The sequence below is a fragment of the Pseudomonas sp. MF5691 genome (genome assembly GCF_016405645.1).
Taxonomy (GTDB): domain Bacteria; phylum Pseudomonadota; class Gammaproteobacteria; order Pseudomonadales; family Pseudomonadaceae; genus Aquipseudomonas; species Aquipseudomonas shahriarae.
On sequence record NZ_JAEKDC010000025.1, the window covers coordinates 1 to 15,144 of the forward strand.

Sequence of the window (15,144 nt, forward strand, 5' to 3'; positions counted from 1 at the left end):
GGGCTTCGATGAACTGAAGCAACTCGCTGTCGAATTCTGCGTAACTCTTTGTTTACCAAGGAGTTTTCCGTTTCGACTGCGCCGGAAGTGGGGCGAATTATAGACTTCCAGAATCTGCCGTCAACCCTTAATTTTGCTTTTCTATCAATTAGTTACGATCGTTTAAAAAACAACCAGCCTTTATATATAGAACCCCCCTCTATATAGAAGAAACACCTCAAATGACCCCCGCCTCCTTTAAAGCCGCCACATGGGCCGCCCCCAATCCCAGCACCTGGCTTAGCACCTGAGCCGTATGTTCGCCCAGCAGAGGCGGCGCACTGCGATACTCCACCGGCGTCTTGGACAGCCGCATAGGGCTGCCCACCTGCGGCACCTTGCCTGCCAGCGGATGCGGCAACTCGATAGCCAACCCGCGCGCCTGCACTTGAGGATCGGCAAACACCTGCGCCAGATCATTGATCGGCCCACAGGGCACACCGACCTGCTCCAGCTGGCTCACCCACTCGGCAGTGGTCTTGAACACTGTGGCCTGGCGAATCAATGGAATGAGCACCGCCCGATTGGCCACCCGCAGCTTATTAGTAGCAAACCGCGGATCATCAGCCCACTGTGGCTGCCCGGCAACCTGGGCAAACTTGCGAAACTGACTGTCGTTACCCACGGTCAGGATGAAATCGCCGTCAGCGGTGGGAAAGTCCTGATACGGCACGATATTCGGATGCGCATTGCCCAACCGCTTGGGCGATACACCCGTCGTCAGGTAATTCATCGCCTGATTAGCCAGGCAAGCCACCTGGACATCCAGCAACGCCATATCAATATGCTGGCCGCCACCATCATGGTCGCGGTGCGCCAACGCCGCCAGAATCGCCACCGTAGAGTAAAGCCCGGTCAAAATGTCGGTCAGTGCCACACCCACCTTGACCGGACCTTCGCCCTCATCACCCTCGGGACGCCCCGTCAGACTCATCAGCCCGCCCAACCCCTGGATCATAAAGTCATAGCCCGCGCGCGCCGCATACGGCCCGGTCTGGCCAAACCCTGTGATAGAGCAGTAGATCAGCTCCGGGTTGAGCTCCTTGAGCGACTCATAGTCCAGGCCATACGCCGCCAAACCGCCAACCTTGAAATTCTCGATCAAGATATCCGACTTCGCCGCGAGGTCCCGGACCAGCTTCTGCCCCTCCGGCCGTGTGAAGTCGATAGTCACCGACTCCTTATTACGGTTGGCCGATAAGTAGTAGGACGCCTCAGTGGTGTTCTCACCATAAGCATCCTTAAGGAACGGCGGCCCCCAGGCGCGCGTATCGTCGCCACTGCCAGGTCGCTCGACCTTGACCACCTCGGCCCCAAGATCCGCAAGAATCTGCCCGGCCCAGGGCCCTGCCAGCACCCGTGACAAATCCAGTACCCGCAGATGCGATAGCGCGCCCATGGTCACACTCCTATTAATAGAACGCCTGGATACCAGTCTGTGCACGTCCGAGGATCAGCGCATGGACGTCATGCGTGCCTTCGTAGGTATTCACCACTTCCAGGTTGACCAGGTGCCGGGCGATCCCGAACTCATCGGAGATACCGTTGCCACCCAGCATGTCACGAGCCATACGGGCGATATCCAGGGATTTGCCGCAGGAGTTACGCTTCATGATCGAAGTGATCTCCACCGCCGCCGTTCCTTCATCCTTCATCCGCCCCAGACGCAGGCAACCCTGCAGGGCGAGAGTGATCTCGGTCTGCATATCGGCGAGCTTTTTCTGGATCAATTGTGTGGCAGCCAATGGACGCCCGAACTGCTGGCGATCAAGGGTGTACTGGCGCGCCGTGTGCCAGCAGAACTCCGCTGCCCCCAACGCGCCCCAGGAGATGCCGTAGCGCGCCGAGTTCAAGCAGGTGAACGGCCCTTTCAAGCCGCGCACATCGGGGAAGATGTTTTCTTCGGGAACGAACACGTTATCCATGACGATTTCGCCGGTGATCGAAGCGCGCAGGCCGACCTTGCCGTGAATCGCCGGGGCACTCAGGCCTTTCCAGCCCTTCTCCAGGACAAAACCACGGATATCGCCGGCGTCGTCCTTACCCCAGACCACAAACACATCGGCAATCGGGCTGTTGGTGATCCACATCTTGCTGCCGGTAAGGCTGTAGCCGCCATCCACCTTGCGCGCACGGGTAATCATCGCGCCCGGGTCCGAACCGTGGTTGGGCTCGGTCAGGCCGAAACAACCAATCCACTCACCCGAGGCCAGCTTGGGCAGGTACTTCTGTTTTTGCGCCTCAGTACCGAACTCATTGATCGGCACCATGACGAGGGACGACTGCACGCTCATCATCGAGCGGTAGCCGGAGTCGACACGCTCCACTTCACGGGCAATCAAGCCGTAGCTGACGTAGTTCAAGCCACTGCCACCGTACTGCTCGGGGATCATCGCGCCGAGCAGGCCGGTCTCGCCCATTTCACGGAAAATTGCGGGATCGGTCTTTTCATGACGGAAGGCTTCCAGCACACGCGGCGCCAGCTTGTCCTGGGCAAATTGCTCAGCGCTGTCGCGCACCATGCGCTCTTCTTCTGTGAGCTGTTGATCCAGCAGCAGTGGATCGATCCAGTTGAAGCTTGCCTTACCGCCCATGAGTGAGTCCTCGCGAAGTAAATCAAAAGTCGTGCATGGAGCCTAGGCCGGACAGGCGAGGAGGGCAAACGAGGTTTTTGCATAGGCTTGTGCTAATTTCTCACTTCGTAATGATCGAAAAGGGCAAAACTGCTCTTTATTAGTGAGGCGACGGTACATGCGCAGGAAGATCCCCAGCACCACGGCCCTGGTCAGTTTTGAAGCGGCAGCCCGCCACGAGAGCTTTACCAAGGCCGCGCAGGAGCTATCCATTACCCAGGGCGCAATCTGCCGACAGATCGCCAGCCTCGAGGAGTTTTTGAGTGTCGAACTGTTTCGACGCTCGCGACGTGGGGTAAAGCTCACGGAAGCCGGGCTTTCCTATAGCCGGCGGGTCGCGACGCAACTAGATGCCGTGGAGCGCGACACTCTCTCAGTGATGGGCCAGCAGGGCGCTAATGTCATCGAGCTGGCAGTAGTGCCCACGTTCGGCACGCAGTGGCTGATCCCGCGCCTCAAGGACTTCCAGCAACAACACCCCGAAGTCACGGTGAACCTGACCAACCGCACTCGCCCATTCCTGTTTGCCGATACGCAATTCGATGCCGCGGTCTATTTCGGCGATGCCGACTGGTCCGGGACCGAATCCCACCGACTGATGGGCGAAAACCCGGTTCCCGTTTGTAGCCCGCGATTGCTGGAGAACCGCTCGCACTTCAGCGCAGAGGAAATCGCCGAACTGCCGCTGCTACAGCAAACCACAAGGCCCTACGCCTGGCGCCAGTGGTTCAATGCCCAGCAACTGAATATCCCCCGGGACATGACAGGCCCGCGTTACGAACTATTCTCCATGCTGTCCCAGGCAGCCATGCATGACATGGGCATTGCGCTGATCCCACCGTTCCTTATTCAACGCGAACTGGGCGAGAAACAGTTGGTGATCGCCAACCCGCAGGCGCTGACCAGCAGCAAGGCTTATTACTTGATGATTCCCGAGAGAAAGGTCGAATCCGCGTCGCTGCGCGCCTTTCGAGACTGGCTGGTTGATCAGGCACAACGCTACAGCCACCAGTTCTAGACGCCTGCGATATTTACTGACCTTGTAGTCAGATAATTTATAGCACTACAGATATAAATATATGTCGCCTTTAGACAGACTGTACCGATCAATGCAAAAATGACCTGAAAGCCAATAGCTATCAGCGCTACAGGGGTTATTCACCCCCCATGACCCGCTATTCATGACGACAATTGCAAAAATTGTCTTTTTCCGCCGGAAGCCTTTAAACACCTGTATTCAAAGAGGTTATTTCGGCACGTTGCGACAATCAGTCACAGGGTGACTTGTAGTTAATTTTTCGTCACCCGTCATAATCCCTTGAAGGCCGTAAAGTTCGCCTGCAAAATGCCGCGCCCTGCTGTCATTTCAGCGGGGTCGTGCTGATCGGCCGCCCCAGTTGCGCCACTCGCGGTGCACTGGCCTTTTTACAAAAATCAAAAGCAAAAAGATCATGCAGGAGATTTGACGTGCACATTGGTGTTCCTCTCGAAACCCAGACCGGTGAAACGCGGGTTGCTGCAACCCCGGAAACCATCAAGAAGCTGATCGGCCAGGGCCATAAGGTCACTGTACAAAGCGGCGCAGGCATCAATGCCAGCGTCGTCGACAGTGCCTATGAAGCGGCAGGCGCAACCATTGGCAGTGCCAGCGACGCGTTTGGCGCCGAGCTGATTCTCAAGGTGGTCGCCCCCAGCGACAGCGAACTGACGCTGATTAAAAGCGGCACCGTGTTGGTGGGCATGCTCAATCCGTTCAGCAACGAAACCATCACCCGCCTGGCCGAACATGGCATCACTGCCTTCGCCCTGGAGGCCGCCCCGCGCACCTCCCGTGCGCAGAGCCTGGATGTGCTGTCGTCCCAGGCCAACATTGCCGGCTACAAGGCGGTGTTGCTCGCGGCCCATCACTACCCGCGCTTCATGCCGATGCTGATGACTGCCGCCGGTACGGTGAAAGCCGCCCGTGTGCTGATCCTCGGTGCTGGTGTGGCCGGCCTGCAGGCCATCGCTACGGCGAAACGCCTGGGTGCCGTCATCGAAGCGTCCGACGTCCGTCCGGCCGTGAAGGAACAGATCGAATCCCTCGGCGCCAAGTTCGTCGACGTGCCCTACGAGACCGATGAAGAGCGCGAATGCGCCGTCGGTGTCGGCGGCTACGCACGCCCCATGCCCACCAGTTGGATGCAGCGTCAGGCCCTGGCCGTGCATGAGCGCGCCAAGCAAGCCGACATCGTCATCACCACCGCCCTGATCCCGGGTCGCAAGGCCCCGACGTTGCTGAGCGCCGAAACCGTCGCCCAGATGAAGCCAGGCTCCGTGGTGATCGACCTGGCCGCCGCCCAAGGTGGCAACTGCCCACTGACCGTCGCCGACCAGGTGGTGGTGGAGAACGGCGTGACCATTTGCGGCCCGACCAACCTTGCCGGTGCCGTCGCTGCCGACGCTTCAGCCCTTTATGCGCGCAACCTGCTGGACTTCCTGAAGCTGGTCTTCACCAAGGAAGGGCAGTTTGAAATCAACCTCGAAGACGACATCGTCGCCGCGTGCCTGATGTGCCGCGACGGCCAAGTCATCCGCAAAAACGCCTAAGCAGGGATTCAGACGATGGAAGAGCTTATCTCCCCCGGTATCTACAACCTGATCATCTTCGTGCTGGCGATTTATGTCGGTTACCACGTGGTCTGGAACGTCACCCCCGCGCTGCATACGCCGTTGATGGCCGTGACCAATGCAATCTCGGCGATTGTGATCGTCGGCGCCATGCTCGCCGCCGCACTCACCGTCACGCCACTGGGCAAGACCATGGGCACCCTGGCCGTGGCCCTGGCTGCCGTTAACGTGTTCGGCGGTTTCCTAGTTACCCGTAGGATGCTTGAGATGTTCAAGAAGAAAGCGCCCAAGGCTAAAGAAGAGGTGCAGAAGTAATGAGCATGAACCTCGTGACGACGCTCTACCTGATCGCGTCGATCTGCTTCATCCAGGCCCTCAAAGGCCTGTCGCACCCAACCACGTCCCGACGCGGCAACCTGTTCGGCATGCTGGGCATGGCGCTGGCGGTACTCACCACCGTTGGCCTCATCTATAAGCTCGGTGCAGAACTTGCCACTGCCGGCATCGGCTACGTGATTGTCGGCCTGCTGGTCGGCGGTACCGCCGGCTCGATCATGGCCAAGCGCGTAGAAATGACCAAGATGCCGGAGCTGGTCGCCTTCATGCACAGCATGATCGGCCTGGCAGCGGTGTTTATTGCGATCGCCGCAGTGGTCGAGCCGCAATCCCTGGGGATCGTCAAGCAACTGGGCGATGCGATTCCTGCGGGCAACCGCCTGGAGCTGTTCCTCGGTGCCGCTATCGGTGCCATTACCTTCTCCGGTTCGGTGATTGCCTTCGGCAAGCTGTCAGGCAAGTACAAGTTCCGTCTATTCCAGGGCGCACCGGTACAGTTTGGCGGCCAGCATAAATTGAACCTGGTGTTGGGCCTGACCACCCTGGGTCTGGGCCTGGTGTTTATGTTCACCGGCAACCTCAGCGCCTTTGCCCTGATGCTGGCCCTGGCCTTCGTGCTGGGCGTGCTGATCATCATCCCGATTGGCGGCGCGGATATGCCGGTAGTCGTGTCGATGCTCAACAGCTACTCCGGCTGGGCTGCGGCGGGTATCGGCTTCTCGCTGAACAACTCGATGCTGATCATTGCCGGCTCCCTGGTAGGTTCGAGCGGCGCGATCCTCTCGTACATCATGTGCAAGGCGATGAACCGCTCGTTCTTCAACGTGCTGCTCGGCGGTTTCGGCAATACGCCGGATGCGGCAGGGCCGGCCGGTTCGAAAGAGGCACGCCCGGTGAAGTCCGGTTCGGCTGACGACGCCACCTTCCTGCTGACCAACGCCGACACCGTGATCATCGTCCCAGGCTATGGCCTGGCGGTAGCGCGGGCGCAGCATGCACTTAAAGAACTGACCGAGAAGCTGACCCATCGCGGCGTCACCGTGAAATACGCGATCCACCCGGTCGCCGGGCGCATGCCTGGTCACATGAACGTGCTGCTGGCCGAGGCCGAAGTGCCGTATGACCAGGTGTTCGAGATGGAAGACATCAACTCCGAGTTCGGCCAGGCCGACGTGGTGCTGGTGCTCGGCGCCAACGACGTGGTCAACCCGGCCGCCAAGAACGATCCGAAATCGCCGATCGCCGGCATGCCGATTCTCGAAGCCTTCAAGGCCAAGACGATCATCGTCAACAAGCGCTCGATGGCCAGTGGTTATGCCGGCCTGGATAACGAACTGTTCTACCTGGACAAGACCATGATGGTCTTCGGCGACGCGAAGAAGGTCATTGAAGACATGGTCAAGGCTGTCGAATAAACACTGCTCCAGCGCAATACCCAAAACCCCGGCCTCCCGTAGGCTGGGGTTTTTTATTAACGGGAAAAACCCGACCAAAGGCTCTAAATCGCCACCTGGCATTCGACCATGGTAGCGGGACGAACGCCTTTGAAATCACTAGACTGCCCACCTTGCCTCCGTTGCCCGAGATAACAATCCATGTACCGTGATCGTATTCGCTTGCCTTCGCTGTTGAACAAGGTCATGAGCGCCGCCGATGCTGCCGCCCTGATCGAGGACGGCATGACCGTCGGCATGAGCGGCTTTACCCGCGCCGGTGAAGCCAAGGCTGTGCCCCACGCCCTGGCAGAACGCGCCAAGACCTCGCCCCTGAAAATCACCCTGATGACCGGCGCCAGCCTGGGCAACGACCTGGACAAGCAACTTACCGAAGCCGGCGTGCTGTCGCGCCGCATGCCGTTCCAGGTCGATAGCACGCTGCGCAAGGCGATCAATGCCGGCGAAGTAATGTTTATCGACCAGCATCTGTCGGAAACCGTCGAGCAGTTGCGTAACAACCAGCTCAAGCTGCCGGACATCGCAGTGATTGAAGCCGTGGCCATCACCGAGCAAGGCCATATCGTGCCCACCACCTCCGTGGGCAACTCGGCCAGCTTCGCGATTTTTGCCAAGCAAGTGATCATCGAGATCAACCTGGCACACAATCCGAACCTCGAAGGCCTGCACGACATCTATATCCCGACCTACCGCCCGACCCGCACCCCGATCCCGCTGGTCAAGGTGGATGATCGCATCGGCAGCACCGCGATCCCGATCCCGCCAGAGAAGATCGTCGCCATCGTCATCACCAACCAGGCCGATTCCGCCTCCACGGTTACGCCGCCCGACAGCGACACCCAGTGGATCGCCAATCACCTGATCAACTTCCTCAAGCAGGAAGTGGACGCCGGGCGCATGACCAACAAACTCGGCCCACTGCAGGCCGGTATCGGCAATATCGCCAACGCGGTGATGTGCGGCCTGATCGAATCACCGTTCGAAGACCTGACCATGTACTCCGAAGTCCTCCAGGACTCGACCTTCGACCTGATTGATGCCGGCAAGCTGAGCTTTGCCTCCGGCAGTTCGATCACCTTGTCAGAGCGGCGCAATGCCGACGTGTTCGGCAACCTGGAGCACTACAAGGACAAGCTGGTGCTGCGCCCGCAGGAAATCTCCAACCACCCGGAAGTGGTGCGCCGCCTGGGCATCATCGCCATCAACACCGCGCTGGAGTTCGATATTTACGGCAACGTCAACTCCACCCACATCTGCGGCACGCGGATGATGAATGGCATTGGCGGCTCGGGGGATTTCGCCCGCAACGCGCACCTGGCGATCTTTGTTACCAAATCCATTGCCAAGGGCGGGGCGATTTCCAGCGTGGTGCCGATGGTCAGCCATGTCGACCATACCGAGCATGACGTCGATATCCTCGTGACCGAGATCGGCCTGGCTGACCTGCGCGGCCTGGCGCCACGGGAGCGGGCACGGGTGATCATCGATAACTGCGTGCACCCAGACTACCGTGACGCCCTCAATAAATACTTCAACGCCGCCTGCGCCATCGGCGGGCATACCCCGCACATCCTGCGCGAAGCCTTGAGCTGGCACATCAACCTGGAAGAAACCGGGCACATGCTCAAAGGTTGATCAATACAGATCCGGGCGGATGCAAACACAGTTGCATTCGCTCGGAACTGAGCGCGGCACCTTTTAAAAAAACTGTACTACTGTACCGGTCATTTCCTACCGAAAAACCCTACGCCCTCTCTCCAAAATGCCTAAAACGCACCAAATAAGTGCCGACAGGTACAGTTGCCCCATTTCCGTACAGTACAGCCGCTATAAACAGTTAACTGGCCCCTCACAATACAGGTGAACTGTATCTAGAGAGTCTTGCGCCGGAGGAGGATCATTGGCATCAGTTAAACCACTACCTAATCCCGCCACAAGCGGAAGGATGTCATCATGGAACGTACACTCAGTTCCGAACTGTTCTTCGAAGATAAAGCTGTAAACACCCAGGCTTCCCTGCCTCTGCGCGTTATCGCCAACCTGATGTTGTGGCAGCGCCGCATCTCCAGCCGCCATCAACTGGCTCGTCTGGACTCGCGTCTGCTGGCCGATGCCGGGATCAGCGAAGCTCAACGCTACGAAGAGCTGAGCAAGCCGTTCTGGCGCTGATTTAGCGCCCGCTGGCCCTGACCTAACAGGTCCACAGCCAGCAACCCGAATTGTTGTAGCAGAACCCGCCCCGGGTAACCGGAGGCGGGTTTTGTGGTTTCTGGGAGGCTGAAAAGTCAGTGCTCAGCCTCGCAACAAGTACAGTTTCATTGGTTTAAGAGTCGACCAGTACAATTTTATAACGATCGTTTTGTACTACCCCAATAGCCTTTCCGGGCAACGACTTCTCACTGCGTACTACCCGAACAGATAGGCGCCCGCTACTATCGCGTCATTAGTTCGTCCCATACACAGGAGTCACCCCATGTCCCGTCTTCGTTTGCTGAGCGCTGCAGCCCTGCTTGCCGTCGCCGCCAATGCCAGCGCCACCAGCCTGATTGTGACCACCGACTCGATTGTGGGCGCGCTTAAAGCCACGTCCGATGCCAGCTCCGATGCCACATCGTCCCTGCGCGACAACAAGGTCGTACGTGCTGCCCGTGACGATGCCGCCAGCTTCGTCGCCAGTGAAGGCGCGATCCGTGGCGTGAAGCTGGAAAGCGCCCTGGCGCAGATCCGCCAACAGGCGCCACAACTCAATGCGGCCACGGATGTGCAACTGGCCCAGGCGATCCTGGCCATCTGAGCCGGAGCTGTTTTGTAGGAGCCGGCAAGCCAGCTCCTACATAGAGGTGCCCGCGCTGGCTCTCGCCCAGGCATTACGCTAGCCTTGGCGCTCGTTTTCAGTTGTCGAGTCCCATGGCTTTTTCATACCGTTTGTTGATTGTTCCTACAGTGCTTGCCGTGTGCGGGGCCGGGCCTGCCCAGGCCTTTGATGTGTCCACGCAAGGCCTCGTCGCCAGTGCCTATGCCACCAGCAAAGTGACCTCGGCGCCGTTCGACCGTAAATTGCTACTGGCCGCCCAGGATGACGCTGCCGCGTTTATTGCCACTGACGGCCAATGGCGGGGCGCCCGACTGGAAAGTGCACTGGATTATCTGCGTCGCACCCAACCAAAACTTAAGTCCAGTGACCTTGAACTGGCCCAGGCAATTCTCGTCCAATAATCATCCTTTCTCTTTGGAGTCATTCCATGCGTCGCCCGTTGATCGCTGCTGTTCTCGGCCTGTTCCTGCTGGCCGATATCGCCCAGGCTCAAACCCTCGTGGCTACTAGTAACATCATTGTTCGTGCCTTCGGCCGCACCATTGATTTCACCTCGGACACAACCACCTCCATCCGTGACTCCAAAGTCGTGCGCGAAGCCCACGACGATGCCGCCAGCTTTGTCGCCAGCAATGGCGATATCCGTGGCGCGCAACTGGAAGCCGCCTTCGACACCCTGCGCACCCGCGTGCCAGAAGCCCGCGACGCCAGCGACCAGGTCCTCGCCGAAGCCATCCTCGCATTGTGAGGCGCTTCACCGCCTGGCTATTGGCTGCGACGGTACTGCTGGCAGGCAGCGCCGCCCAGGCCAGCCTGCAACTACGGCTCAAGACCGACGGCTTGAGCCCAGCCCAACAGCAGGCCAGCCAGGCATTGCTTGATGAAGCCATGCAGGCGCTGCCGCCGCGCTTCATCGAGCAACTGGACCGGCGCATCGACGTCGGCTGGACCGACGAGATGCCCGCCAATGCCTATGGCCAGGCGTCACTGGTCTCGGAGCTGGACCTCAACCGCAAGCTACTGGCCAGCCTCACGGACGGCACCGCCGCCACCCAGCAGACTCAGCGCCCCCATGGCACCGTGCGCCGGGAACTGCTCGCCACTGTGCTACATGAGCTGACCCACATCTATGACCGTGCGCGCCTGTGGCCCAAGGACCAGCGCTCGCTGATCCAGCGCTGCAGCCGCCAGAACAACATCACCGGCCTGATTGGCCTGCCCGATCAATGCCGTGGCCAGAATGACCGCCGTTTCACCCTCAGCGACGACCCGCGCTTGCTCGACCTGGCCGGCTGGCCGCAATACGTCGGCCGCCGTGGCGAGCGCGAGCAACACAATCGGCAAGTGGCTCGTAGTCCGGACCTGTACGAAATCACCAACCCCAAGGAGTTCGTCGCGGTCAACATGGAGTACTTCCTCCTCGACCCGAGCTACGCCTGCCGCCGTCCTGCGCTGTATCGCTACTACCAGGCACACTTCGGCTGGGCCCCGCCGGCCAAGGACACCTGCGCCAACACTTTCGCCTTCCTCAATGCCGGTAACGATTTTGCCAAGACGCCTTTGGGCCAGGTCGATCCCGAGCGCGTGTACGCCATCGACTACCTGCTGGCCGAGGCCAACCAGAACCTGGTGAGCCGCTGGGGCCACAGCATGCTGCGCCTGGTGATCTGCGCCCCGGGCCGCCCTCGTGGCCCGGATTGCCGCCTGGACCTGGACCAGCACTTGGTGTTGTCCTACCGCGCATTCGTGGGCGACGTGCAGCTATCGAGTTGGGACGGACTGGTAGGCAAGTACCCCTCACGCCTGTTTGTACTGCCCCTGGCCCAGGTGATCGACGAATACACCAAGACCGAACTGCGCGGCCTGGCATCGGTGCCCTTGATCCTCACGCGCCAGGAGATCAACGACACCGTCGAACACGCCGCCGAAATGCACTGGAGCTACGATGGCAATTATTACTTCCTCTCCAACAACTGCGCGGTCGAAGGCCTGAAACTGCTGCGCAGCGGCAGCGCCAACCCGCAACTGACCACCCTGGACAACATCACCCCCAACGGTTTGCTCGAAGTGCTCAAGGCCCGTGGGCTGGCCGACACCAGCGTGCTGGATGACCGCCGCGAAGCCTTGCGCCTGGGCTATCACTTCGACTCCTTCCGCGAGCGCTACCAGGCGATGTTCGAGGTGCTGAAGAAACACCTGCCGATCCCGCAGACCCAGGTCGAAGACTGGCTGGCCTTGAGCGCCGAGCAACGCAGGACCTGGTTCGACAAGGCTGACCTGCGCACCAGCGCCGCCTTGCTGCTGCTGGAACAGGCCAGCTTTCGCAAACAGCTGATGCTCGCCCAGGACGAGGTCAAGCAACGCTACCTCGGTGCCCGTGAGCTGAAGAACGGCGGCATGGCCAAGGCCGATGCCACCTTGCAGCAGATCCTCGCCAACAGCGGCTTCCTCAGCCGCCCGGCGGAGCTGCTCGGCAGCGGCGGCTATGGATTGCCCCAACCCAAGGAGTGGCAACGCCTGGAGTCGGAAAGCGCATCACGCCAGAAACAGCTGCAATCGTTGACCGGCGACCTGGACAAAGAGGTGAGGGCACTGCTGGAGCCTTCGCGGGCTGCAGAGATTGCCGCCTGCGAGGCCAATCTCAAGCAGGTGGGCGAACATCTGCGGGCCTTGCACAAGGCGGCCGGTGGCCTGCAACTGCCTTAAGGTCAACAGCATCGCGGGCAAGCCCGCGATAGCGCCCTTACAGACATCAAAACCAGACCAATCCCACGAAGCATCTGTTCATCGCCTGTTTACCCAGCGAAAGCTGGCTGAAAGCTTTCGCGATTAGGATCGCCCTCACTACCGGCAATAGACCGGTTGGCCAACCTGAGCTTTTCTACGCCCAGGGGCCCAATTAACAACAACAATGGTGATTCTGATGTCCGCTCCTACCCGCCTGTTTTTCCCGACTCCCCCCGTACGCCTCGCGCTTTTCGTTCTGCGCTGACCCCAACCCGGTTCGCCATTCCCTAGCCGCGCTACGCCTGGAGTATTCCTATGCTGACTTTCCTTGGCTTTGCCATGGTCATCACGTTCATGTTCCTGATCATGACCAAGCGCCTGTCGGCGCTGATCGCCCTGATCATCGTGCCGATCCTGTTCGCGCTGTTCGGTGGCTTTGCGCCAAAGATCGGCCCGATGATGCTCGAAGGCATCACCAAGCTCGCGCCCACCGGCGTGATGCTGATGTTTGCCATCCTCTACTTTGCCTTGATGATCGACTCTGGCCTGTTTGACCCGGCCGTGCGCAAGATCCTCAAGCTGGTCAAGGGCGACCCGCTTAAAGTCGCCGTCGGTACTGCCGTACTGGCACTGGTGGTGTCCCTGGATGGCGACGGTGCCACCACTTACATGATCTGCGTGGCCGCCATGCTGCCGCTGTACAAGCGCATTGGCATGAGCCCGCGGATCATGGCCGGCCTGATCATCCTCGCCGGTGGCGTGATGAACATGACGCCCTGGGGCGGCCCGACCGCCCGCGCCGCCAGTGCGCTGCACGTGGACCCCTCGGATATTTTCGTACCGATGATCCCGGCCATGGCCGCCGGCGTGGTCGCCATTCTGGTAATCGCCTATATGTACGGCCTGCGCGAGCGTGCTCGTCTGGGTGTGCTGCACTTGCAAGGCGATGAAGTCGACCATAGCGAAATCAGCGTCTCGCAGTTCCCCGATGCCCGTCGCCCGAAACTGATCTGGTTCAACGGCGCCCTGACCCTGGCCCTGATGTGCACCCTGATCGCCGGCCTGTTGCCGCTGCCTGTGCTGTTCATGGTGGCCTTCAGTATCGCGATGATCGTCAACTACCCGTGCCTGCAGCAGCAGAAAGACCGCGTTGCCGCCCACTCGGGCAGCGTGCTGGCAGTGGTCGGCCTGATCTTCGCCGCGGGTATCTTCACCGGCATCCTGTCGGGCACTGGCATGGTCGACGCCATGTCCAAGAGCCTGCTGGCGGTCATCCCTGAGGCTCTGGGCCCGTACCTGGCGGTGATCACCGCGCTGGTGAGCATGCCGTTCACCTTCTTCATGTCCAACGATGCGTTCTACTACGGCGTACTGCCGGTATTGGCCGAAGCCGCCAGCCACTACGGAATCACCGCCGCAGAAATGGGCCGTGCCTCAATCGTTGGCCAGCCGGTACACTTGCTCAGCCCGCTGGTGCCCTCGACTTACCTGTTGGTCGCCCTGGCCGGTATCGAATTTGGCGATCACCAACGCTTCACCCTGAAGTGGGCAGTATTGGTATGCCTGTGCATAATGTTCGCTGCATTGTTGTTGGGCACATTCCCGCTGTTCAGCACTCTATAATCGTAACAACCCACTGCGCCGGTCCTACTGCCGGCGCGGTCTAACACTCGCGCAAAGGAACACATATGGAATGGCTGACCAATCCGGAGATCTGGATTGCCTTCTTCACCTTGACGGCTCTCGAGATCGTCCTGGGCATCGATAACATCATCATGATTTCGATCCTGGTCAGCCGTATGCCCAAGCATATGCAGGCGCGCACCCGGATCTTCGGCCTGGCCCTGGCCATGGTCACGCGGATCCTGTTGCTGCTGTCGATCACCTGGGTCATGCAATTGACCGCCGACTTGTTCACCATTGCAGGCCAGGGTATTTCCGGTCGCGACCTGATCCTGTTCTTCGGCGGCCTGTTCCTCCTGTGGAAAAGCTCCCAGGAGATGTACCACGCCCTGGAAGGTGAAGACGAAACCCACGAAGAGCCGAAAGGCAAGGGTGGCAAGTTCATCTACACCATCATCCAGATCGCGATCATCGACATCGTGTTCTCCCTGGATTCGGTGATTACCGCCGTGGGTATGGTTTCCCACGTTCCGGTCATGGTCGCGGCGATCATCGTAGCGGTACTGGTGATGATGCTGGCAGCTGGCACCATCAGTGAGTTCATCGACAAGCACCCGTCGCTGAAAATGCTCGCGCTGTCGTTCCTGTTGATCGTGGGTACCGTGCTGATCGCTGAATCCTTCGACGTCCACGTGCCAAAAGGCTACGTGTACTTCGCCATGGCGTTCTCCCTGGCGGTAGAAGCGGTCAACATCAAGATGCGTAGCGCCATCGCGAAGAAGAAAAAGCAGCAGGATCCAGTGAAACTGCGCAAGGACATTCCGGGCCAGTAAACCTGCGATGACCGAATGAGGGGCCCCATGCGGGCCCCTTTTTTTCGCCTGCAAAAAGCTGATTTCATGACAGT

14 protein-coding genes are annotated in these 15,144 nt (G+C 59.6%); 12 read left to right on the forward strand and 2 right to left on the reverse strand.

Annotation, left to right across the window (positions count from 1 at the left end; genetic code table 11):
* Window positions 1-217: 217 nt before the first annotated feature.
* Together JFT44_RS24355 and JFT44_RS24360 are read right to left on the reverse strand one after the other, a co-directional pair.
* Window positions 218-1,438 carry a CaiB/BaiF CoA-transferase family protein gene (locus JFT44_RS24355; RefSeq protein ID WP_057957924.1) on the reverse strand — a complete coding sequence of 407 codons (1,221 nt, stop codon included), beginning with the start codon at window positions 1,436-1,438 and terminating at the stop codon, window positions 218-220.
* A 13-nt stretch (window positions 1,439-1,451) separates the two neighbouring features.
* The gene (locus tag JFT44_RS24360) at window positions 1,452-2,633 is read right to left on the reverse strand and encodes an acyl-CoA dehydrogenase (RefSeq protein ID WP_029290432.1); all 1,182 of its coding nucleotides are present in this window, start codon (window positions 2,631-2,633) and stop codon (window positions 1,452-1,454) included.
* 157 nt (window positions 2,634-2,790) lie between these two features.
* Here JFT44_RS24360 and JFT44_RS24365 point away from each other — a divergent pair, with 157 nt between their 5' ends.
* From JFT44_RS24365 to JFT44_RS24420, 12 genes are all read left to right on the forward strand, one after another.
* Complete coding sequence (locus tag JFT44_RS24365; protein WP_057442148.1) at window positions 2,791-3,690, forward strand: LysR family transcriptional regulator; 900 nt, start codon at window positions 2,791-2,793, stop codon at window positions 3,688-3,690.
* 449 nt (window positions 3,691-4,139) lie between these two features.
* Entirely contained in the window at window positions 4,140-5,261 is a 1,122-nt protein-coding gene (locus JFT44_RS24370) for a Re/Si-specific NAD(P)(+) transhydrogenase subunit alpha (protein WP_057957923.1), read from the forward strand.
* Window positions 5,262-5,276: 15 nt separating this feature from the next.
* Window positions 5,277-5,597: an NAD(P) transhydrogenase subunit alpha gene (locus JFT44_RS24375; protein ID WP_003233786.1), complete on the forward strand. Its 321-nt coding sequence runs from the start codon at window positions 5,277-5,279 to the stop codon at window positions 5,595-5,597.
* A complete protein-coding gene (locus tag JFT44_RS24380) occupies window positions 5,597-7,033 on the forward strand; it encodes an NAD(P)(+) transhydrogenase (Re/Si-specific) subunit beta (protein WP_057957922.1) in 1,437 nt (478 codons plus the stop codon). Before JFT44_RS24375 ends, JFT44_RS24380 begins: the two co-directional genes overlap by 1 nt.
* Before the next feature lie 180 nt (window positions 7,034-7,213).
* Window positions 7,214-8,707 (forward strand): acetyl-CoA hydrolase/transferase family protein, encoded by a 1,494-nt coding sequence (locus JFT44_RS24385; RefSeq protein ID WP_198831319.1) that lies wholly within the window; start codon window positions 7,214-7,216, stop codon window positions 8,705-8,707.
* 318 nt (window positions 8,708-9,025) lie between these two features.
* Window positions 9,026-9,241 (forward strand): DUF1127 domain-containing protein, encoded by a 216-nt coding sequence (locus JFT44_RS24390; protein ID WP_007911656.1) that lies wholly within the window; start codon window positions 9,026-9,028, stop codon window positions 9,239-9,241.
* 304 nt (window positions 9,242-9,545) lie between these two features.
* Complete coding sequence (locus JFT44_RS24395) at window positions 9,546-9,866, forward strand: DUF2388 domain-containing protein (RefSeq protein ID WP_057442142.1); 321 nt, start codon at window positions 9,546-9,548, stop codon at window positions 9,864-9,866.
* A gap of 113 nt (window positions 9,867-9,979) precedes the next feature.
* Window positions 9,980-10,288: a DUF2388 domain-containing protein gene (locus tag JFT44_RS24400; RefSeq protein ID WP_057442140.1), complete on the forward strand. Its 309-nt coding sequence runs from the start codon at window positions 9,980-9,982 to the stop codon at window positions 10,286-10,288.
* A 26-nt stretch (window positions 10,289-10,314) separates the two neighbouring features.
* Entirely contained in the window at window positions 10,315-10,635 is a 321-nt protein-coding gene (locus tag JFT44_RS24405) for a DUF2388 domain-containing protein (RefSeq protein ID WP_057442137.1), read from the forward strand.
* Complete coding sequence (locus JFT44_RS24410; RefSeq protein ID WP_057442135.1) at window positions 10,632-12,593, forward strand: DUF4105 domain-containing protein; 1,962 nt, start codon at window positions 10,632-10,634, stop codon at window positions 12,591-12,593. The genes JFT44_RS24405 and JFT44_RS24410 overlap by 4 nt, the downstream gene beginning before the upstream one ends.
* 336 nt (window positions 12,594-12,929) lie before the next feature.
* Entirely contained in the window at window positions 12,930-14,237 is a 1,308-nt protein-coding gene (locus tag JFT44_RS24415) for a CitMHS family transporter (protein WP_057442133.1), read from the forward strand.
* A 65-nt stretch (window positions 14,238-14,302) separates the two neighbouring features.
* Window positions 14,303-15,070 carry a TerC family protein gene (locus JFT44_RS24420; protein ID WP_057442131.1) on the forward strand — a complete coding sequence of 256 codons (768 nt, stop codon included), beginning with the start codon at window positions 14,303-14,305 and terminating at the stop codon, window positions 15,068-15,070.
* Window positions 15,071-15,144: the final 74 nt, after the last annotated feature.